Source organism: Acidimicrobiia bacterium (genome assembly GCA_040289475.1).
Classification (GTDB): domain Bacteria; phylum Actinomycetota; class Acidimicrobiia; order ATN3; family PSLF01; genus PSLF01.
This window is the reverse complement of sequence record PSLF01000003.1, coordinates 59,227-78,968: the sequence shown is the minus strand read 5'-3', so window position 1 is coordinate 78,968 and position 19,742 is coordinate 59,227. Positions and strand designations below refer to the sequence as shown.

Below are 19,742 nucleotides of genomic sequence, written 5' to 3'. Positions count from 1 at the left end.
CTTCTAGGTGTCTACGATTCTGGAGTTCCCACAGATCGGTTGCGTGCCTCCAGCGGTGTGATCAGGACACCCCCTTTATAAGGAGATCCTTTGGCCCGCTCAAGAAGGTCAGAAGCGGCCTCTTCAAATTCGAAGAACACGTATCCGGCTCCGGCGGAGACTTTGAGGTTCAATCTGTGGGGCGCGAGTTTTGTGGCAGCAGCCTCCGAGAGCGACTTGGCGACCTCCCTGGCATCCGGAACCTTTGCGGCCGCCAGCGTGACAAAAAGGTGTGTCCCAGTCCAAAACGCTTGTGCGGATTCGTATCTGTCCAGACCGGCTTCCGTGGCGACTTCGGTGGCGATCGTATCGAAAAGCGACTCTACTGCTTGCGGATCAAGCCTACCTTTGACTTCCTCAACTCCCTCGAAGGCGAGGCAGCACACAGCCACGTCATGCACATCTCTCGTCGCTTCATCAAGCACTTCTTGAAGTGCAGCTGCGACTTGGCTCTCATCCAATCTTGGGAGCCTGGTGGTTGCCGACTGAGTGATGGGGATGGGTTGAGTAGTAGTGGTCTTCGACCCGGACGTCTGCAGCGGCGAACTTTGCCGCGGTCGACTTGGAGTTTTGGGCGAGCCAGCTTGATCGGGTCGGGGTTGGATCGTGTCGGAATCTTCGTCCTCTCCTTGAGAGACGGCCTCAAGCGAGGCAGCGATTTGACTTATCTGGCTCAAGGCTAATCTTTTATCGATTTTGTGCTCGCCAGTACTACGGTGGCTCCGTCGAGTGGAAACCTCAGGGACGTAATCGACGGGTGCAAGCCCAGTTAGCTTGCCGCCAAATGCGGCCTCCACAGCATCTTCTGGAGACTTTTTCACAGATTCCCTGGGTGCTACCCTGGGAAGGGCACCGTAGGGAGAGCGAATAGCCTTGTCCAACAGGTCTGGGATTGTTTCGGGGGGCTCGTAAAAGCAAAAGCCAAAGTAGGGGATCAGGGAAACCTGCCTTCGGTGAGTGTCCAAACAGTCCTTTACGATCTTTTTCAATTCGTCAAGGCGGCACCGAGCAGCAGCCGCAGTATCGATTTGCAAGGAAGTTACTACAGCTTGCGTTCCAAGCCAAAACGCTTCCTCCCTGTCTAGAAGAGCACTTTTTATTGCCGATCCCAGTTTTGCTAGCACCATGTCCGTGGTCTTCCAACCAGACTTGCGTACCTGTTCGGGCAGGGCGGGAAGGTCTACTATCATCAACGTCAGGTCGACATCTTCTCGATCGGATTGATCTTTTAATTGCTCGACACGGGTTTCGAAGTAGGACCGGTTGCCCAACCCCGTGACTCGATCGGTAAGAGCGAGCTGTCTGAAACTAGAGCCGGTCGCAGCGTTGCTTAGTAAGCGGTCTATCCTAAGTAGAAGCTCGGTCGAGAAGAACGGCTTTACGAGGTAGTCATCGGCACCGGCTGCGAACCCTCGGACCCTGTCTCTCTCATCCCCTTTGGCTGTGAGGATGAGGACAGGAATACGCTCGGAGTCCGGCCTCTCTCTGATCATTTCTAGAAGCTCGATCCCGTCAGCGTCAGGAAGCATCAGGTCGAGCACGATCAGGTTAGGAACCTGTTTTTCGAGAATGGATAGACATTCGCTTCCGGACTGGGCACGAAGCACGTTGTGCCCCTTTATCAACAGGTTAGTCTCTAAGAGGGTTCTAACGCTTTCGTCGTCCTCGACAACGAGGATATCGGCCATGGCGGATAGCGCTCCTACTTGCCATTTGCGCTCCCCAGCAGAGATATATCGCGGCTTGAAAACTGATTACAAAAGCGTAACACGAAGATCACTAAAGCGTGGAGAGCACCGCCCGCAACACCCACAATAGGCGATTGGGGTCACTCCTTGTTCAGGTCTCTCAATCCGCTAAATTCTCGTGAAAGCATTCGCATAGATAGCCGCTGGGAGCGGCGCTTCCGCTGCTTGGCTGTCTCGTCGGTCTCTTGCTGCTGAGCTGCTACGGTTTGCGAAAACAACTCCTCGGCATCGGGCGGAGGTCCGACGGCATCGACAGCAGCCTCCATGGAGGCAACTTGTTCCCACTGGGTTCCTTTTACGGCAGTGGGGACATCTGTCTGCTGAGGCGCGACCCGCCCGGCAGGTACCGGCGCAGCTTTTGTGGTCGCGGCTTGATGTGCTACCGCAGCAGGCGGTGGTGTGGCCTGGGCTGAGACCGGAGCCTGCGGCGGAGGGCCGACAGGAGACGGTTGGTCGAAAGTCGAAACCCGCTGGGGTGGCTGGGTAGCCTGCGCTCCTAATTCGCCGGGACGGGAACCTATGCCTGGGCCAGCGGCGAGCTCAAGGTCAGCACCGAGCGAGGCTGATCGAGCCTGGGAACCCTCGACAACCGCCATGCCGCCAGGATCGTCCACTCTGGACTCCATAAGGGCACCTTCTAGCCTGGACAAGAATGACTCGGCAGTCTCGCCCTCTTCGCTCTCGACAAAGGCTAGATGCACGACGATCCCCTCTGCCCCTGGCGTAAAGTGACAAACCTGATGAATTTCGTTTTGAAGTTCCGATCCCTTCTCGTAGATGTCGCTCTTTTCGCCGGTTGCCAACACGAGAATCTGGCTAGTTCCCAGATAAAACCCTTGTGCATTCCCTAGATTGCGAGCCCAGTGCGAGACAATGTCGCCGGCACTCCCCATGATCTCATTGGCTACCCGAATTCCGTGTTTCTTCAGTACTCGCTCAATCCCTGTGAGTTCAAGAAGGAGTCCGTAGATAGGCGTGGCTTTTGCAGGAAAGCTATGACGAAGGCGGCTTTCTAGATACCGCCAGTTGGACAAACCAGTAATCGGGTCCGTCGTGGACATCTGAACAAGCTGTTGCATGCGCCTCGAGTTCGTAAGCAGGCTTCTGATACGCGCTAAGAGCTCCCCTAGATAAAAGGGTTTGGGAACGAAATCGTTGGCGCCAGCAGTGAACGCTTTGACCCTGTCAGCCTCCGCGGTCTTAGCAGTGAGCATGATGACCGGAAGGTTTTTGAACCGGCTAACGCTCCGGATTTGGGCCAGAACCTCGTATCCATCTAGTTCTGGCATCATCGAGTCAAGAAGAACCAGATCTGGTGTGTCTAGCGCTACCTTGTCTAGAGCCTCAGCGCCGTTGGACGCCTCAATGACCTCGTAGCCATGCTCTTCAAGATTGGTTCTTAGTAGTGTTCGTAAGGAGTCTTCGTCGTCTACGACAAGTATTCGCGGCACCCGGACGCCTCCAGAAAACCGACCGCAGCTGCAGCGGGCAAGTACTCCCGCTACGCCTTGAATTGCCCTATTGGTCTATCGGGTCTGAAGGGAAGGATCTTGAAGCCCCCGTTCCCCAGCCGTAAAGACCGCACCCAGCTTGCTTGACACAGAAGAGTGCTCCGTAGAGCGTTTTACTAGATTTTACGCTTTCTGGTACCCCACTGTTTCACGGTCTTTTAAAACCCCAGTTAAGGCACGGTTCTAAGGTTACAACCTCTGTGGAGGGGTGTCGATCCCGCTACTAAAAGACCAGGCCGCGCTCAGACAACGAAGACATTGGGCCGAAATGTTTAATCGGATCAGCGCGGCGAAGTTCGCCTCTTGCGTGAGTGTCTATAATGCAGGAAAGGGGAAGGGTCTGATGTTGGGCCTTAGGATCCTGCGAGTTGTCTTGTCGTCGAGGAGTTAGAAGTGCCTCTGTCAGAAGATGAACAGAGGATCTTAAACCAGATCGAGGAAGCGCTGTCGAGGGAGGCGCCCGATCTGGTGCGGCAAGTAGAAGAAAGTTCCGTCTTTCGTAGTTCTGCCAAGGCCTTAGTGAAGGCAGGACTCGGGGCTTTGTTCGGCATAGGGATGATCTTTGTTGGCCTCGTGACGAGCGTGTTGGTGGTCTCGGTTTTTGGTTTTTTAGTGTGCGTAGCGACTGTGTTGTCTGCGCTAACGGAGGTTACGCGGATTGGCAAGGCTGCTCGACACTCCATCCAGATGAAGATGAGTGGCTGGTCAGCCAGACGTGAGCAGGGGGTCGGCGGCGCAGTTGACAACTGACCCCGAGGAAAGTCTTGGGTTCGGGCGCGCCTCACTAGGTGCTTCTGGGGTTGGAGGTTTTGTCATAGCGTTATTGTGCCAGCCGTCGGTGGCAGTGTCGCTGGTGGCATATGCGCTAAGACTGATTTGTTTTCCCGGCCGCGACCAAGTCGTTCGGTGGCGAATACAGACAGCTTATGGAAGCCAGGTCTATGCATCTAGAGGGAGGCGCAAGAGTGTGTATGCACTGGGCGAGGATCTCCTAGAGTTCGGCAAGTGGTGTCGGGATTTGGGTCGATACCGTACCATTGATTGCAATACAGCGACCTTTAGGAGGGGCTAAATGTCGCTGGAACCGGGACACGACTCCAGCTCTGTTCCTGACAAGAAGTCGCGGCGAGAAGAACTGAAAAAAAAGTGGCTGGTGAAGCGGGCGGCCCAGCAGGCGCGGACCCATAGCGCCTCGAGCGATAGCCCGCTCGACAAGACTATCGACACTCTCCTTACCCCTACCTATATCGCTGTAGGCGCGGCGATCATCGCGTTTCGCAAGTTGACGGGCAAGCCTAGCGTGACCGTAAAGGACTTCGAGTGAGCACACCGCTCGATGGGAGAAGCTCTTTGCTTCTCAACGCGAGCTGGGAGCCACTGATGGTTCTTCCGGCCAAGCGTGCGATCGTTTTGGTGTTGCAGGAAAAGGCGGAAGTGCTCCGCGCTCGTGACGAGGTAGTGCGAAGCGAACAGCTCTCCCTCCCGCTGCCTTCTGTTTTACGACTCCGCTACTACGTGCATGTTCGATTTCAACTAAGAACTGGTGTGAACAGAAAAGCCATCTTTGCCAGGGATGGCCACACATGCCAGTACTGCGGCGGCGTTGCAGAGAACATAGATCACATAGTCCCTAGAAGTCGCGGGGGAGCGCACATCTGGAGCAACGTCGTGGCTTCGTGCCGGAGATGCAACACGCGCAAGGAAAACAAAACTCCCGAGGAGGCCGGAATGCGTCTAAGGCGTCGCCCTGGTGCTCCTTTGTACCCAATCCTCAGAGGAGGTTCCTATGGCCGGATTGATCCGGAGTGGGAGCCATACTTTAGAGCTGCTGCCTCCGCTTGATTCTCAGGACCTCAGGACGACTCCCTTAGCTCTAGCGTGTCTATTCGTTTTCTAAAGATACGTCTTCTGATTCTTGTTTCAGAAGCCTGGATGCCCCCATTCCTGCGAGGACCCAAATTGCTAGCTGAGCACCTGCTCTGTAGCGAGGCTCTCCGGTTGCTACAGCGAAAAGCAGGGTAACGTAGGTTGGGAGTAAGTAAAGAATAGCCATCCTTTTCCACATGCGACGGTACGCTATCCCTCCCACAGCAGCGAGCGCTAGGCCAGGATAGTAGAGCGCGAGCGCGACCAGAGAAAGGGCTTTGGGACGCCCCCAAGCCTCGCCAAAACGAGCGTTGCCGATCGGATCAAAGAGGTCCCACCCTCGCAAGATACGGATGGGTACTACGGCTGCTGCCTCTAGTGGATGATGATATGCGTATTCGAAGGCAAGGCGGCGCCGCTCTCGGTCCGCTCTCACTTCTCCTGCAAAGCCGTAAGCGGCGGCCTCCCCCGTGGTGAGGGCACCATAGGCCCAGTATCCATAGAAAGGGCCTGGAGAGTACGTGGCTTGGTTGTTTGCTCCCAAAAGCAGGTCGCCACTGGCTGTTGTTAGTGGAACAAACGTACCGAGAGAGCGATAGTTTCTAATGCTCCAGGGGATGATCGCAAGGATAGTAACTCCGAGGACCGTAGCGGCCGAGAAAACACGTTGCCCCCTTAGAGAAGCGAGCCATCCTGACTGCCCTTGGCTGCGGTTTCCACCAGGGCGTTCTACTCTAATCGAATCATCTAATTTAGGTTGCGCCAACCGTGATGGTTTAGGTCGACTGCTGAGAACCGCAACAGCGGCCGCGACGAGAGCGTAGGCTATTCCATCGGGGCGATTCAAGGCTATCAGCGCTGAAAGTATTGCCAATATCAACAGTCGGAAGCCATTGGGATTTCGGCTGTAGCTGAGCGCTGATAGCAGGAGGAAAGCAACGAGTAAAACGTGGAGGGGTTCAAGAAGAATAAGCGTCTGATTCATGACCAAAAAGGGGTCGCCAGCTGCAAGGACGCCTGCAAAAAACCCTGCGCGCAACCCTTCGCGCCGCCCCAGTACACAGATCCCGACGACGACCAGAAGCGTGCATGCCACAGCTCCAAGCACTGCCAATATGAGGCGAGCCGTGAATGGTCTTAGCCCAAAGGTTTTGTAGATCGCAGCCAAAAAGAGAGGGGTGAGCGGCATCCTGTACGCAGTAGGACGCCACGACAGGTCGGGATATAGCCGAGAGTATCCCGTTCCGTTCGCTATCGATACCGCGATCATCTGGAAGTCTCGAGAGTCTGCCTTAGGTTCATACCCGAAGCCGCCGTCGTAAATGACGAATATGACTCTGGTAGCTACGGCGAAGAGGAACACGTAAGCGGCGCTGAGCAGCGTATCCCTGCGGGATGGGTTGTCAAAATTCAGTGAGCTAGAAGCTAGGTGCCGCTCTGGGAGTTCAGGACCTGAATTGGTCCAAGATAGATCTGGCCTTTTCCCTGTCGATTTCGACATATGAGACGCCACCTTTTTCGAGGGGAGTTCCCGGCAACGAGTAGGCCTGAGGCTTCGAGACCGCCATGGCAAAGGCGAGGCGAGTCTCTGTGTAGTAGCCAAATCCTCGATCGGAGGCTAGGGCCTCGCCCAGTCTCCGGGAGATAGACCAGCCATTGGTAATCGCGACCCAGGGGTTTTTTAGCTTGGAGCCGAGTGCGTCGAAGTAAAGCTGCTGTCGCTGCATGCGACTGAAGTCACCACCTGTGTCCGGTATCCACTTGCCATTTCGGTAGATTTCTGCGTGCCGCGATCTTACGTATGCCAGCGCTTGCTCTCCCCTGACGAGTTGACATCCTGCAGGCAGTGACAGCCCAGAATAGGAATCTCTCTCAGCAGCGTCCAAGCACAGTTCGACTCCACCCAGTGAATCTGTTAGAGCGACAAATCCAGCAAAGTCTATCGCCATGTATCTGTGGATTCGAAGCCCCGTCAGTTCAGAAACTGCCTGAACTAATAGGGGCGGGCCACCTAAGGGAAGAGCAGCGTTGATCTTTTGATGGCCGTGGCGACCGAGGACCACTCGGGTGTCTCTCGGGATGGACAACAATTTGACCTTGTTCCAGCGAACTTGAACGATCATGATCACGTCGGCTAACCCAGGACCAACGTCTCCAGGAATAAATGTGTTGGCGCCTTGTCTCGTGTCGGAGCCGGAGACGAGGATATTGATAGTCGACAGACCCCCCGGCGCAAGGGCGGACGAGGCATCGGGGCCTATCTTGCGCATTGACGAGTTAAACCTCCACAACAGTGCAAATGCATATGTAGCCGAGGCCACCAAGGTCACGAGCAGTGCCCACGCTGTCCACTTCAGGAAGCGTTTCGCTACCTTTCGTGACCTAGGTCGGTCTTCGGTATTAGTGCCAGGTGACGAAAACCTAGAAGGGACGCGCTCGGACTTTTGGGGCCGGTCGGCGTATGGATCCGCGTGGGTAGAGACACCGGCGGGAGGAGAGATGACGTACTTTTTCTTTGTGGCCACATGACCAGGATACAGCTGAGAGGAGGGCGCTCCCAAAGAACCGTCTCACGCATTGTCCAATTGTCGTAAGAAGGACGAGTCTCCGATGATCGAAGGTATCGACGTATCGACGCCGAATTAGAATTTCAGCCCGACACCGTTTTCTTCCTCTACCCGGGAAGAATATCTCGAGGTCGGAGCGGTAGAGCTCGACGAGGTCGAGCGTATCTTGGCTGCCTCGGTGGGGAGCGTGACCTCTGGATGTGGACGCGATCCCGCTTCAAACGGGGATACCGGCAAAGATCCGTTGGATATCCTTCCGGTCGCTCTCGCGAGAAAGATCGCTCTTCCCTCTCCCCATCGCCTCGTGGTAGCCGAGACTCGAAGGGCGATCTGGTCTGATATCCCCAACGTCCCCAGTATGTCGGCAATAGCAGATTTCAGCTCTATTGCAATCTCGACCGGGGATGCGATGTGTGTGCTCAGCGCGACAATTGCTTCCGATCCTGCCCACCACTTTGATGCATTGGGGAAGTAGTGGTCAATTGCTGGATCAAGCGCCTTGGAGACGGACTCGTAAGCAACTAGGCCCAAGCTTATCGCTTTGTCTAGACCCTGCATGGAGATCCAAGCCATCGTAGCGCCGTCGTTGGCATGATCTGCCGATACGAGGTCGCTGAGACGCTTTGTATCGGAGATTGAACCGTCTCTGGCGAGAAGGGTCCAGTTGTCTGTTCCTGTTTCTCGCACGAGAGGCTCCGGTGAGCCCGAGGCAGTAAGATCGCTGTTTGCTTCGGAGACTTGCACAGGGACTTCATAGGGTGGGTCTGTTGGCGTCGTCTGAGATTTGTCGTTCTCTGACAGTTGGGAAGCCAAAGTCTTGGCGAGTTCCAGCGCGGAATCGCTGGCCATGTAACGAAGGATGATCTTCTTCCGCGGCCTAGGTGATACTCGACGCAACCTTTTGACTTTCGTAGAGATGCCAAGGTGCTTGTCGACGCGTACAAGAAGCTCTCCGATACAGACTGGTTCCCGCAGATAGTCGTGGGCTCCCGCCTGGACAGCGCTCTCGGGCGTCGGCCCGTTTTCCCCGTCGCAAATGGCCAGCAGTCTAACGGACGGAAAACGCGACGCTATCTGTCGAAGAAGGTTACAGTCAACGGACGTTTTACCCGATTTACCTCGAGCTGCGCGCTGTTGAGCCCGCAGTGCGGATCCGGCAAGGTCTATGACAGCTACCGAGGGCTTGAAGTCTTCGCATGCTTCGATAGCAGCTGACCTGTTCGGAGCGTCAAAGGCTGTGTGCCCCGCTAGAAACAGATTGTCTCTGAATGTCCGTCGGCGGGCGGGATCCGCCGACACGACCAGCACCCTCCCTTGCATAACCTTCTCCTGGTCGCTTGTACCTGAGCCGGATATACCACCTTCTCCTACGTAATTCGGAAATCCATCCGCTAAATCTTGAGCCGATTAGCATTATGTGCTCCGGCGATTAGCAGCATCTCCGGAGCTGAGCTGAAACAGATTGTTTCCCTGTATAACCGCGCTGACTTCTCCCTCCTCGGAAACGGCGATGAGCTGGGCTGGAGCACCCACCTTGAGAACCCCTCTGTCTCTAAGCTTAAGAATTCGTGCCGGTATCCCGCTGGCGCAGTGAAGCGCTGCTGGGAATGATATCTGAGCAAAGCGGGCGAACTGCGCGGCACACAGTGACAGCGGTGTAGTCCCTCCCAGAAGCCGGCCTGTGGAGTCCGTAGCGGCACGGGATATGAGCAACGACTTTTCTCCGGCGCTCGTGTCGCCCAAGCCCGCGACAGCGTCGCTTACGAGGGCGATCCGAGCCGGCCCGGCGATTTTCGTCAACAGCCTCACAATTTGCTCGGAGACATGAACCCCGTCGCAAATAAGCGTCAAGATCGTTGAGGTATCCAACAGGTATGCCGTCAAAATCCCAGGGTCTCGGTGATGGATGGGGCGTACCGCGTTGAAGACATGCGTAAAGACCCGAATCCCGAGTGCAATTGCCTCGGTGCCCTCTTCATAGGAGGCGTCCGTGTGACCAGCGGCAATGATCACCTGATGTCGTTTTGCGAGAGGTACAAGCTCTTTTGCTCCATCTATTTCAGGAGCCAAAGTGAGGGCTCGCACCGCTGGTCTTCCATTAGGATCCACAACCGAGATCACCTCCTCGAAGAATCGCAGGGCGTCTCTGCCCGAGAGAAGGCGTTCAGGTGGATGAACACCTCTTCTGGTGGGATTCAGAACTGGTCCTTCCAGGTGCATACCTAAAACTTCAGCCTTGGGAGCGGCGGGGGATTTCTGCAAGCCGTCTTGTGAATTGGTGCAAATAACCTCTCGAGCGAGCTCGATGGCATCGGAGGCTGAAGGGCTGGGTAGAGCAGCGAGATAGCTCAAGACTCCTGTGAAAACCAGGTGTTTCGAAAGTTCTTCTAGTCGATCTGGAGCTGTTAGAAGGTCTATACCATAGCCGCCGTTTACCTGCAGGTCGACGAGCCCCGGTGCTAGCCATAAAGATTCGTCGAGTACTAAAGCGCCTGCTTTTTTGCCGGGCTCTATCTGAGAGATTTTTCCCTCTTCGATCCGTACCGACACCACGCCCAAATCGCGCCCCCCGGAGCAAGCTCTAGAAGTTAGAAAGTGACCTTCTATGTTGGTGCCGACGGCTTGCACCCGGTGTCCGCGCTCAGCCACACGAAACACGCTAACGCTACTGTCCAGGACTTTTAGGTGAATGTATTAGGGGGCTTTCCCCGCTGGACGAAACCACGAAACGGAAGATACTCGCCGGATTGAAACCGGTGGCTTTCGCTATTCGAGGGCTTTGATTGAGGTACCTCAGAGCTGATCGACTGCGGCTGCTTGCGCAGGCGGTGGCGCTCAGCGATTATCTGAGCGATGGACTTTTTCCTCTGAGTGAGAGCGGGCTGCTCGAGTCGCTTGTCTACTGCTCCGAACGACGAAGCGCGCGCCACGAACTCGTCGACAGTCTCGTCGATCCTAGGAACAAAGGCACGCGCGTCTACTGCCAGGGCAATGCCGACTGTCTCTGGCGATATAGCGCCTCGCAGTTCCTCCTCGATTTTGGTTGCGAACCCCAAAGCTTCCGAGCCAGTTTTCATCGTCACGACCGCGAAGTCAGGACCACCCATTCCAAATGCCTCGTCTCCAGGTTCGAGTAGTTGGCCGAGGCGCCGAGCGGCGAGCCCGATGGCTATGTATACCTTTCTGTGTCCAACCCTGGTAAGAGCACTCTCAAAGCCTTCGACTCGGATCCAAACTAGACTCAGTTCCCCTTGGAACCTGGCAAGCAGCTCGGGCAGTCTCGAATAAAAGTATCGGGCATTCAAAAACCCAGTGGCCGGATCGAGAAACGTTCTTTTTATAAGCTGAGCTTCTCTCCTTCGGTCTTCAAGGAGTTTCTCCAGACGCAGGACCAGCTCTTTGGCAGAGAACGGCTTTACCACGTAGTCGCTGGCTCCCAGTTCGAAACCCCTTACTCTGTCCGCTTCTTTTGAAAGAGCCGTGAGAAGGATCACAGGGATGGTTTGAGTTTCTTCCCTGGACCGCACAAACTCCAATACTTCAAGCCCGTCGGTGTCTGGCATCATGATGTCAAGGATCATCGCGTCGGGGGATAAATCGCCGTCGATTAGGGTCTCTACCGCCTCGGCGCCGTCTTGACACAGCTTTACCACGTGACCACGCTGCGTTAGGTTGAGTTCTAGAAGTTCCCGTATCTCCGGTTCGTCCTCTGCTACGAGGATTTGAGCCATCGGACCTCTTTCACGATTTTACTTCCCGTTATCTTTACGAAGGACTGCCCAGGCTTGGAATGGGCACCTTTTGTCCCCCTTCCCGAGAGGAAGTGTACACAGCTTCTACAACCGCGTGGGCTCTAAGCGCGTCGTCAAAGTTCGGAGTAGGATCTCGTCCGTCTATAAGGGCGCGAATAAAATGCGCGTCTTCGTTGGCGGCGTATGCCAGGGCGTCGGTCTCACCAAACCAGGGAGGCTCTATCTCGAAAAATCGCTTGATCAAAGAGTCGCCCTGGAGCACCTCCCGTCCATCTCGTGAATCGATCTCCACCGGCCCAGCCACCTCGTTGCGGATCGTGATCACGCCCTCGGTTCCAAAGATTTCAACGTGACGATTGGAAGACCTCGTTGTCACGTTGTGCCATACGGTAGTTAGAGTGGATACCGATCCCTGAGCTGTCCCAAATGTTGCTACGGCAAGATCCTCGATATTTTCTCCTATTCCGATTTGGCTTCTCGTATGGCCAGATGCCCACTCGATGGGTCCTGCAATCCAGCCGATCAAGTCGGCGTCATGAATCGAATGTTCGAGTAAGACTCCAGAGCCTGCGACCTCCGGATCTTTTCGCCAAGTCGAACGGTAAATTCCCATCACCGGTACGTACTGATCGTCTCTAAACAAGACAGACTGCAACCTACCGATGCGGCCGGAGCCTACAAGATGCTTTGCGATCCGAAAAGGAGGGGCGTGGCGGAGCACTAAGCCAACCTGGGAGGGTATGCCCTTGGCGGCATTGGCCACTTTGACGGCCTCGGCTAAGTCACGTCCTAACGGCTTTTCGCAAAAGATTCCGCCCACACCTGCCGCTGCCGCTCTTTGGACGATTTCCAGATGGAAAGCGGTTGGGACGCAAACCCAGACGGCGTCAACGGATTCTAAGAGGTGGTCCAGACTCTTAGCGGCTTTCCACCCCCACTGCTCAAAAGTCGCCATGCGCTGAGGATCGAGGTCGTAAACGGCCTCGCGATCAATCGGTAAGTGGCCCAGCCTGGAAGCCTGCGTCAGCATGAACGAGTGGAACTGGCCTATGAAGCCGCATCCTACGATGCCGACTTTTATTCGCTCACCCTGAGAAGACCTATCGCGTGCAGTGTCCATGTTAGATAGGAATGTACCACGGTAAAGCTCTTGGTGGGGACTAGGAAGACGTAGAAGCAAAAATTTTAGCCAAAGGGTTGCAATGTGGGGAATGGTGGCGTACACTTTCCACAAAGTGGTGGAAAGTGGAGAGTCAACTTCTGTGAGGATTGGGTTTGTACCTAGGCGAGTACCGGCACTCGGTAGACCAGAAAGGGAGGATCATCCTTCCCGTGAAGTTTCGTGACGCCATGCGGGCCGGCTGCGTTATCACCAAAGGGCAGGACAGGTGTTTGGTCCTCTACGACCTGGGAGGCTGGCAAGAGTACGCACAGCAAATTCGCTCGCTTTCGAAGATGGACCAGAAAGTGAGAGCTTTTGCCCGCTCAATCTTCGGTAGTGCAGCCGACGTGGTGCCTGATGGACAAGGCAGGGTGCTCGTGCCACCAAAGTTGAGGGAGTACGCGGGAATCGACAAAGAAGTGGTCATTGCAGGTGTCGATGACCATATAGAGATTTGGGATGCTGAAACGTGGGACGGCGTCACTCTCGAAGCCGACGCACACTTACAGGAGGTGTCCCAGAGCCTGGCCGACCTGCAAAGGGGCAGCTAAGGCCAGAAGGCAGGCCCGGGTGATCCCCGGCCCTCCATTGCGTAGGTGGAAGGCCCCAACTCCGCCCGCTTCCGTCAAAGCATTGGAGGGCCGGCGATGACCCGGGCCGATTGCTCTCAGTTTAGCGCTTATTTCCATAGAAGAGGAAAGAGGGATTGCTGGGGGACGCAGAGAGCTGGATCGAAAATGTGGAAAACCATAAGAGAAGGTTACCGAGTTCTATGGAGCTCGTAAGCGAGGGAGACGACAATGGGCTCCCGTTCTGGCGAGGCCCACACCCCTTCCCTTGCCGACAAAGTCATCGAGCTCTTGTCGACGGCGGAGGGCAAAGTGGTACTCGACTGCACAGTTGGCTATGGAGGACACGCCGAGCGTCTCTTGTCGTCAGCGCATCCCCCCGCGCTCCTCATAGCTCTTGACCGGGACCCGGATGCTATCGAGGCGGCTAAGGATCGGTTGGCACGCTTCGGCTCTAGGGTTTTGATTGTGAAAGGTCGCTTTTCCCAGATCGACTCTGTGCTCAAAGAAGTTGGTGTACGCGAGGTAGCCGGAGTCTTCTACGACCTGGGTGTTTCCTCGCCGCAATTGGACAAGCCCGAGCGCGGCTTTTCGTACAAGCACTATGGCCCGCTGGATATGCGGATGGATCCAGACACCCCGTTGAGTGCTTCAGATGTTGTCAACACCTACACCGCAGAGGCTCTGGAGGCTGTGATAAGGCGTTATGGAGAGGAACGTTATGCCCGAAGTATTGCCTCCGAGATCGTAAGACGGAGGCCTATAAAGAGTACTTCCGAGCTGGTCGAAGCTATCGAGGCGGCGATTCCACAGAGATTGCGCTCAAAAAATCGCGCGGGCCGCCACATGAGAAAAGGTGGCCCCAAAGGTGGAAGCATCTCGATGACGCACCCGGCGCGCCGCACCTTTCAGGCTATCCGCATCGAGGTGAATCAAGAATTGGAAGAGCTCCGGGTGTCGCTGTCTAAGGCCGTCAAGGTGCTCGAAGTCCCTACGTCGCCCTCAATGAATGGCGGACGCCTTGTGTGCATCTCCTATCACTCGCTAGAAGACCGCATTGTGAAACGCTTTATTGGAGCTCTGTCGCACGGATGTGTGTGCCCACCCGAGCTCGCAGTGTGTGGCTGCGGAGCTCGTCCGATTCTCAAGAAGCTCACCAGACGCGTAGTGAGACCCTCCCGCGAAGAGTGCCAGCAGAACCCTAGAGCTCGTTCCGCACGGCTTAGAGCCGCTGAGAGAACAATCGATTTTCCAATTGCCAATTGAGGAGGGGGAGGGTGACAGCGTCGAAGAACCAAAGAGATATATCGAACGCCGGATTACGGCATGGGACACTCGTCAAACCGCGTTTGAGGCTCGTGCATGGCGAGGGGACGCCTGCTAAAGGCCGGCATTCAAGCTCCGCCTCTCGGAGCTCGAGAGCAGTCAGAGCCCAGGAGTTTGCGGATGCTTCTAAAAGCTCGACGATCCGGGGGAGAGCTGAACTCCTAACTCAGCAAGGCCGCAGCGGAGTCCATCTTGAACGCAAGCGCGGACTAGCGCGTCGCAAGGTAGCGACAATCGTCTCGGCAGCGGTACTTGCCTTTGTCGTATTTGTTGTCGTAGCTGGACAGGTATTTCTTGCACAAGCTGGATACTCGAAATCTTCGGCGGAAAAGGAACTCGACCAGGCTCGAGCCGAGTATGAGCGGGCACGCCTGGAAGAAGCCGAAGCAAAGCTGCCACAACGGGTAGAGCAGCGAGCCAGAGGCGAGTTGGGCCTTTCGGACGCTCCTCTAGAGGAACCGCTTCAGATGGGACCTTCGGTACCTCCTGGGACCGGAGATTTTGGACCCAGCTCTTTTTCGGTGCCAAACTCCGAGCTCAAAGCAGATAACTCGCCTTCTCGCTTTGATGCTCAAAGTACCAATGACGGCGATGCTGGGGGAGTTTCCTCGAAGCCAGGGGAGATCAAATGAACTCCGGTGCTCCTGTGGTTGAACACCCGGCTCTAAGTGCCGCAAAAGCAGCGGACAAGGCGGGACGCAGGAGGATCGGAGGCCTGTTGGCGGTCATTCTTCTTGTTGCAGCTAGCGAGGTAGCGAGACTCGTACAGTTACAAGGAATTCAAGGTGCCAGATTCAAGGAGCTGGCTACTGCTCAAAGGTTTCGAGTGGCACAGCTTTCCACTCCGAGGGGGGACATCTTGGACTGCAACGGGAAGTCCCTTGCAATTTCGGTCAAAGCGATGACCGTTGTGGCGAATCCATCTGCGATCGCTGACAAAGAAAAGGTTGCCTCGACCCTTTCCGGCATTTTGGAACTTCCATTTCACGAAGTATTGGCACGTATCTCTGGAGACTCGAAGTTCGCATATGTTGCTCGTAAGATCGATTACTCGAGGGCAGAGAAGATACGAGCCGCGTCGCTAGACGGGATAACCCTTGTGGAGGAGTCGACCAGGCGATATCCCGGTGGAAGCCTCGCTGCCTCTGTTCTGGGGTTTGTAGGTACAGACAACCAAGGTCTGGAAGGGCTCGAAAAAGGCGCCGAGCAGCTTTTGGCTGGCATCCCAGGATCTTTCGCGGTCGAGCAGGATCCCCAAGGTCGCCCCATCCCTCAAGCGGAGTATCACTTTGAGCCGCCAGTAGCGGGCTCGGACGTAATGCTGACGATCGATAGTGATGTCCAGTACCGCGCTGAGTCGTTTTTAGCCTCAGCGGTCGAGCGTTACAAAGCTAAAGGTGGCTCCATCCTCGTGATGGAGGCCGACACAGGTGAAATTTTGGCAATGGCTAATCTTCCTACGTTTGACCCGAACGAATTTTGGAAGGCAGATGGCTGGTCTAGAAGAAACCGCTTGACTGCCGATGTCTTCGAGCCAGGCTCTACGAACAAGGTGATTACTGCAGCTGCCGCCCTCGAAGAGCATGCGATTTCTCTCGACGAAAAAATCGGGGTTCCCAACAGATACCGCATCGCCGATGCAGAGTTCAAAGATGCCGAGGAGCACCCCCCTGTGTCTTGGACCGTACGAGACATCGTGGTTCACTCCTCTAACATCGGGACTATAAAGATTGCCCAGCGTTTGGGAGCGCAAACTCTCGACAAATATCTGCGTGCGTTCGGGTACGGAACGCCTACGGGGCTTCCCATTCCTGGGGAGGCTAAAGGTATCGTTCTGCCGGCGGACAAATGGTGGGCAACTTCCATCGGCACCATCCCAATAGGGCAAGGGATCGCTGTAACTGGTGTTCAGTTGGCTCAGGTCTATGCGACCATCGCTAACGACGGTGTACGGGTTTCTCCCCGCCTTCTCAAAGCGCGAGTGATAGACCCCGAGGGCAGGAAAGTCGAGGAGCTTGCACCCACGACTGCATCGGTCCGAGTCGTCTCACCCGAAACGGCGAAAGAGCTGCGCGAGATTCTCGCGGGTGTAGTGGCGGAAGGAACGGGAAAGCGGGCTGCTGTCGCTGGTTACCAGGTAGCCGGAAAGACTGGAACGGCGAGAAAGCCGTCCGAAAGCGGTGGGTATCTCGACCGTTATGTAGCCTCTTTCATCGGATTCGCTCCTGTGGAGCGCCCCAAGTTCGTTGTCGCAGTGGTACTCGACGAGCCGGTCCCGTACTACGGGGGATTGTCTGCTGCTCCGGTATTTTCTGATGTCATGGGCTTTGTACTGAGGCACTACGACATCCCCCCTTCTGGGGATCAATCTGCTTTTGCAAAAGGGTCTCGCACTGAGACTCTGGAAGACTCTGTGACTGCTTCTAACTCGGCCCGAGGACGTGCACGCGTGGGCTCTGGCGGATGAGGAGATCTCAATTTCGATGTCCAAGGGAGATGCCGAACCCTTCCGGTCCGTGAGGCTTGTAACGCTCTTGAGTACTCTGGAGAAAGCAGGTATCCCTTTCAACCTTCGAGCTGCTGGGGATCTCGAGAAGATCGAAGTAACCGGAGTAGCTTACGACTCCAGGCGACTTTCGCGCGGGAATGCGTTCTTCGCAATCCGCGGAGAAAGGACAGATGGACACCTGTACATAAAGGACGTCTTGAATCGAGGCGCCAGGGCGATCTTTGTCCAACATTTCGACCCTGATTGGCTCGGTGTTGACCGCGAAAGGGGTTTTTGTGTAATCGAAGTCCCTTCGACCCGCAAAGCAATGGGGATTGCGGCGGCGGCATTTTACGGAGATCCATCTAAAAATGGTCTTGCATTGATCGGAGTCACCGGCACTAACGGCAAGACGACGACTGCATCGCTTTTGACATCGATTGTTGAAGCTGGCGGAGTGCGCTGCGGTCTAATAGGCACCGTCGAGGTGCGCATCGGTGATCGCAGACTTCCCTCCGTGCGCACGACGCCAGAAGCCCCCGATTTGCAAAAGCTTCTCGCCGAAATGCTGGAGTCAGGGTTGAAAGCATGCGCAATAGAGGTGTCTTCTCATGCCCTTGCTCTGGAACGAGTAAGGGGCTGTAGTTTCAAAACGGCTGTTTTTACGAACCTGTCCCAAGATCACCTGGATTTCCACCACACTATGGACTCATATTTCGAGGCAAAAGCCTCTCTTTTCTCAAAGGAGTACACCGCTTCAGCGGCAGTCAACGTCTCGGACGAATGGGGTAAGCGCTTACTCCAACGCCTAGAAGTTCCTTGGGTCTCTTTTGGGAAAAAAGAGGATGGTGCAGATGTGTACGCAGAGGATGTGGTTTTTGGGGCCAGCTCTACCTCTTTTGTTCTTCACTGCAAGGCTCGCGCGGATGAGGTTGAAAGAGGACGGGCCGGTGACACCAAAGGTGCCAAGAATGGTGGTGTGAGCAGCGGTTTACTCCGGTCAGCTGGCTCGCACGACAAAGCTCGGGTGGAAATTCCTCTGGCTGGCACATTCGCGGTTTGGAATGCGTTGGCAGCTGCGGCGTGTGCAACAGCTATGGGCATTGAGTTTGAACACGTGCTGGCTGGGCTCGAGGCTGCACCACCGGTGCCGGGACGATTTGAGATAGTCCAGAAGGGACAGGACTTCCTCGCTGTCGTTGACTATGCACACACCCCCGAATCGGTAAAAGCAGTGCTTAGATCTGCTCGTGCGCTCAAGGGTTCAGAGACGGCGAAAGTAATTGTCGTTGTTGGTTGTGGTGGCGATCGTGATCGGGCGAAGCGGCCGCTGATGGGTAGAGCGGCTGTCGAGGAAGCGGATTTTGCTGTTTTCACGAGTGACAATCCTCGCAGCGAAGATCCTCAATCCATACTCGAACAGATTGTGGCTGGGGCCGAGCAAGCGGAAAGACCAGTTGGACGATTTATGACAGAGCTCGATCGGCGGAAAGCGATACATACTGCGATTTCCATGGCTGGTCCCGGAGATGTTGTGGTCATCGCGGGAAAGGGGCATGAGACAGGGCAAATCTTCAAGGACGAGACGGTACCGTTTGACGATCGCGAGGTCGTAAGAGAGGCATTGCATGCTCTCCGAGGACGCCAAGCTCGCCCAGGGAGCGCACAATGGTAAGTCTCGCCTTGGCAATTGGGGCTTCGGGGTTGTCGGCTATGTTGATCACCCCATTGTTCATCCGTATTCTTCGACGGCACGGGATCGGTGAAGAGATCAGAGAGGATGGCCCCGAGCGTCACATTTCGAAACGGGGTACGCCTACGATGGGGGGAGTGGTGATCGTCATCTCCTCTCTTCTTGGATACTCCGTGGCTCATCTCCCTTTTAGGCGTACAGTTCCCATTTCGTGGCCAGCGATTCTTTGTTACTTCGTTGTTGTCTCGATGGGGGCCTTGGGCGTCGCGGACGACTGGTCGAAGGCTCGTCAGATTCGCAAGACTGGCCTTTCTAAGTCGACCAAGTTCTTAGGACAGATAGCCATAGCTAGTGTTTTCGCGGGCGGCGCGATGCACATTGGGGCACCGACGACCGCCTCTTTTATTACTGGGGGCATCGAGCTGGGTGCGTTGTTCGTGCCGTTCGCCCTTTTAGTGATCGCTGCAAGCTCCAACTCTGTAAACCTGACCGACGGGCTCGACGGCCTAGCTGCGGGTGCAGCCGGATTGGTGTATGCGGCATATATGTTCATTTCCTTCTGGCAATTCAATCAGAGGGCAACCGATCTTTATCCAGCAACAAAGGCTCTGGACGCACAACTGGATATGGCGATTTTTGCCGGATCGATGTTCGCGGCATGTATCGGGTTCCTGTGGTGGAACGCTGCTCCTGCGAAGATTTTCATGGGGGACGCAGGAGCCCTTGCATTGGGAGGAGGTATTGCAGCCTCCGCCATGATGACATCGACCCCACTTTTGCTACCTATCCTCGGCGGTCTTTTTGTGTTGGAGACTATATCGGTGATCGTCCAAGTGATTGCATTTAGGTTGTTCAAGAGGCGCGTCTTTCTGATGGCTCCGGTACACCATCACTTCGAACTAAAAGGCTGGCCTGAGTTCACGGTGATCGTGCGGTTTTGGATTATCAGTGGACTCTTCGTCGGTTTGGGGCTGGCTATCTTCTACGGCGATTTCCTCATCAGATCGGGGTTGTAAAGGAG

General features: G+C 55.5%; 20 protein-coding genes. 12 read left to right on the top strand and 8 right to left on the bottom strand.

From position 1 onward, the window contains the following. Positions 1 to 11: 11 nt before the first annotated feature. Positions 12 to 1,727, bottom strand: coding sequence for a hypothetical protein (locus C4318_02710; protein MER3454056.1), 1,716 nt, complete (start codon positions 1,725 to 1,727; stop codon positions 12 to 14). Positions 1,728 to 1,867: 140 nt separating this feature from the next. Next, positions 1,868 to 3,301: a hypothetical protein gene (locus C4318_02705; GenBank protein MER3454055.1), complete on the bottom strand. Its 1,434-nt coding sequence runs from the start codon at positions 3,299 to 3,301 to the stop codon at positions 1,868 to 1,870. A gap of 205 nt (positions 3,302 to 3,506) precedes the next feature. Here C4318_02705 and C4318_02700 point away from each other — a divergent pair, with 205 nt between their 5' ends. From C4318_02700 to C4318_02680, 5 genes are all read left to right on the top strand, one after another. Next, the gene (locus C4318_02700; GenBank protein MER3454054.1) at positions 3,507 to 3,689 is read left to right on the top strand and encodes a hypothetical protein; all 183 of its coding nucleotides are present in this window, start codon (positions 3,507 to 3,509) and stop codon (positions 3,687 to 3,689) included. A 2-nt stretch (positions 3,690 to 3,691) separates the two neighbouring features. Next, the gene (locus C4318_02695) at positions 3,692 to 4,048 is read left to right on the top strand and encodes a hypothetical protein (GenBank protein MER3454053.1); all 357 of its coding nucleotides are present in this window, start codon (positions 3,692 to 3,694) and stop codon (positions 4,046 to 4,048) included. Between the two features lie 88 nt (positions 4,049 to 4,136). Beyond that, positions 4,137 to 4,370, top strand: a complete 234-nt coding sequence (locus C4318_02690; GenBank protein ID MER3454052.1) for a hypothetical protein — start codon at positions 4,137 to 4,139, stop codon at positions 4,368 to 4,370. Continuing rightward, entirely contained in the window at positions 4,371 to 4,622 is a 252-nt protein-coding gene (locus C4318_02685; protein MER3454051.1) for a hypothetical protein, read from the top strand. 56 nt (positions 4,623 to 4,678) lie between these two features. Beyond that, positions 4,679 to 5,140 carry an HNH endonuclease gene (locus C4318_02680; protein MER3454050.1) on the top strand — a complete coding sequence of 154 codons (462 nt, stop codon included), beginning with the start codon at positions 4,679 to 4,681 and terminating at the stop codon, positions 5,138 to 5,140. Between the two features lie 40 nt (positions 5,141 to 5,180). Here C4318_02680 and C4318_02675 read toward each other — a convergent pair whose 3' ends face one another. Together C4318_02675 and C4318_02670 are read right to left on the bottom strand one after the other, a co-directional pair. Beyond that, positions 5,181 to 6,527 carry a hypothetical protein gene (locus C4318_02675; protein MER3454049.1) on the bottom strand — a complete coding sequence of 449 codons (1,347 nt, stop codon included), beginning with the start codon at positions 6,525 to 6,527 and terminating at the stop codon, positions 5,181 to 5,183. Positions 6,528 to 6,609: 82 nt separating this feature from the next. After that, positions 6,610 to 7,434: a hypothetical protein gene (locus C4318_02670; GenBank protein MER3454048.1), complete on the bottom strand. Its 825-nt coding sequence runs from the start codon at positions 7,432 to 7,434 to the stop codon at positions 6,610 to 6,612. Here C4318_02670 and C4318_02665 point away from each other — a divergent pair. Then, positions 7,427 to 7,693, top strand: coding sequence for a hypothetical protein (locus C4318_02665; GenBank protein MER3454047.1), 267 nt, complete (start codon positions 7,427 to 7,429; stop codon positions 7,691 to 7,693). The two genes, C4318_02670 and C4318_02665, sit on opposite strands and share 8 nt — an antisense overlap. Positions 7,694 to 7,806: 113 nt before the next feature. Here C4318_02665 and C4318_02660 read toward each other — a convergent pair whose 3' ends face one another. From C4318_02660 to C4318_02645, 4 genes are all read right to left on the bottom strand, one after another. After that, on the bottom strand, positions 7,807 to 9,051 hold the full coding sequence (locus C4318_02660) for a hypothetical protein (GenBank protein ID MER3454046.1): 1,245 nt from the start codon (positions 9,049 to 9,051) through the stop codon (positions 7,807 to 7,809). Between the two features lie 93 nt (positions 9,052 to 9,144). Beyond that, positions 9,145 to 10,389, bottom strand: coding sequence for a hypothetical protein (locus C4318_02655; GenBank protein ID MER3454045.1), 1,245 nt, complete (start codon positions 10,387 to 10,389; stop codon positions 9,145 to 9,147). A gap of 23 nt (positions 10,390 to 10,412) precedes the next feature. Further along, the gene (locus tag C4318_02650; protein ID MER3454044.1) at positions 10,413 to 11,462 is read right to left on the bottom strand and encodes a hypothetical protein; all 1,050 of its coding nucleotides are present in this window, start codon (positions 11,460 to 11,462) and stop codon (positions 10,413 to 10,415) included. 34 nt (positions 11,463 to 11,496) lie between these two features. Further along, positions 11,497 to 12,603, bottom strand: a complete 1,107-nt coding sequence (locus C4318_02645; GenBank protein ID MER3454043.1) for a hypothetical protein — start codon at positions 12,601 to 12,603, stop codon at positions 11,497 to 11,499. A 149-nt stretch (positions 12,604 to 12,752) separates the two neighbouring features. Between C4318_02645 and C4318_02640 the strand changes: the two genes are divergently transcribed. From C4318_02640 to C4318_02615, 6 genes are all read left to right on the top strand, one after another. Beyond that, positions 12,753 to 13,196 carry a cell division/cell wall cluster transcriptional repressor MraZ gene (locus C4318_02640; GenBank protein MER3454042.1) on the top strand — a complete coding sequence of 148 codons (444 nt, stop codon included), beginning with the start codon at positions 12,753 to 12,755 and terminating at the stop codon, positions 13,194 to 13,196. A gap of 249 nt (positions 13,197 to 13,445) precedes the next feature. Continuing rightward, positions 13,446 to 14,480, top strand: a complete 1,035-nt coding sequence (mraW, locus tag C4318_02635) for a 16S rRNA (cytosine(1402)-N(4))-methyltransferase (GenBank protein ID MER3454041.1) — start codon at positions 13,446 to 13,448, stop codon at positions 14,478 to 14,480. Positions 14,481 to 14,491: 11 nt separating this feature from the next. Continuing rightward, complete coding sequence (locus tag C4318_02630) at positions 14,492 to 15,172, top strand: hypothetical protein (GenBank protein ID MER3454040.1); 681 nt, start codon at positions 14,492 to 14,494, stop codon at positions 15,170 to 15,172. Further along, positions 15,169 to 17,007, top strand: a complete 1,839-nt coding sequence (locus tag C4318_02625; protein ID MER3454039.1) for a peptidoglycan glycosyltransferase — start codon at positions 15,169 to 15,171, stop codon at positions 17,005 to 17,007. The genes C4318_02630 and C4318_02625 overlap by 4 nt, the downstream gene beginning before the upstream one ends. A gap of 16 nt (positions 17,008 to 17,023) precedes the next feature. After that, entirely contained in the window at positions 17,024 to 18,703 is a 1,680-nt protein-coding gene (locus tag C4318_02620; GenBank protein ID MER3454038.1) for a UDP-N-acetylmuramoyl-L-alanyl-D-glutamate--2,6-diaminopimelate ligase, read from the top strand. Further along, positions 18,697 to 19,737, top strand: a complete 1,041-nt coding sequence (locus C4318_02615; protein MER3454037.1) for a phospho-N-acetylmuramoyl-pentapeptide-transferase — start codon at positions 18,697 to 18,699, stop codon at positions 19,735 to 19,737. The genes C4318_02620 and C4318_02615 overlap by 7 nt, the downstream gene beginning before the upstream one ends. Positions 19,738 to 19,742 lie beyond the last annotated feature (5 nt).

Bases quoted from the DNA above. Each gene is read 5' to 3' on its own strand.
- C4318_02615 (MER3454037.1), top strand. From the start codon at position 18,697: ATGGTAAGTCTCGCCTTGGCAATTGGGGCTTCGGGGTTGTCGGCTATG.
- C4318_02710 (MER3454056.1), bottom strand. From the start codon at position 1,727: ATGGCCGATATCCTCGTTGTCGAGGACGACGAAAGCGTTAGAACCCTC.
- C4318_02650 (MER3454044.1), bottom strand. From the start codon at position 11,462: ATGGCTCAAATCCTCGTAGCAGAGGACGAACCGGAGATACGGGAACTT.
- C4318_02670 (MER3454048.1), bottom strand. From the start codon at position 7,434: ATGCGCAAGATAGGCCCCGATGCCTCGTCCGCCCTTGCGCCGGGGGGT.
- mraW (MER3454041.1), top strand. From the start codon at position 13,446: ATGGGCTCCCGTTCTGGCGAGGCCCACACCCCTTCCCTTGCCGACAAA.
- C4318_02645 (MER3454043.1), bottom strand. From the start codon at position 12,603: ATGGACACTGCACGCGATAGGTCTTCTCAGGGTGAGCGAATAAAAGTC.
- C4318_02660 (MER3454046.1), bottom strand. From the start codon at position 9,051: ATGCAAGGGAGGGTGCTGGTCGTGTCGGCGGATCCCGCCCGCCGACGG.
- C4318_02680 (MER3454050.1), top strand. From the start codon at position 4,679: ATGGTTCTTCCGGCCAAGCGTGCGATCGTTTTGGTGTTGCAGGAAAAG.
- C4318_02685 (MER3454051.1), top strand. From the start codon at position 4,371: ATGTCGCTGGAACCGGGACACGACTCCAGCTCTGTTCCTGACAAGAAG.
- C4318_02625 (MER3454039.1), top strand. From the start codon at position 15,169: ATGAACTCCGGTGCTCCTGTGGTTGAACACCCGGCTCTAAGTGCCGCA.
- C4318_02620 (MER3454038.1), top strand. From the start codon at position 17,024: ATGTCCAAGGGAGATGCCGAACCCTTCCGGTCCGTGAGGCTTGTAACG.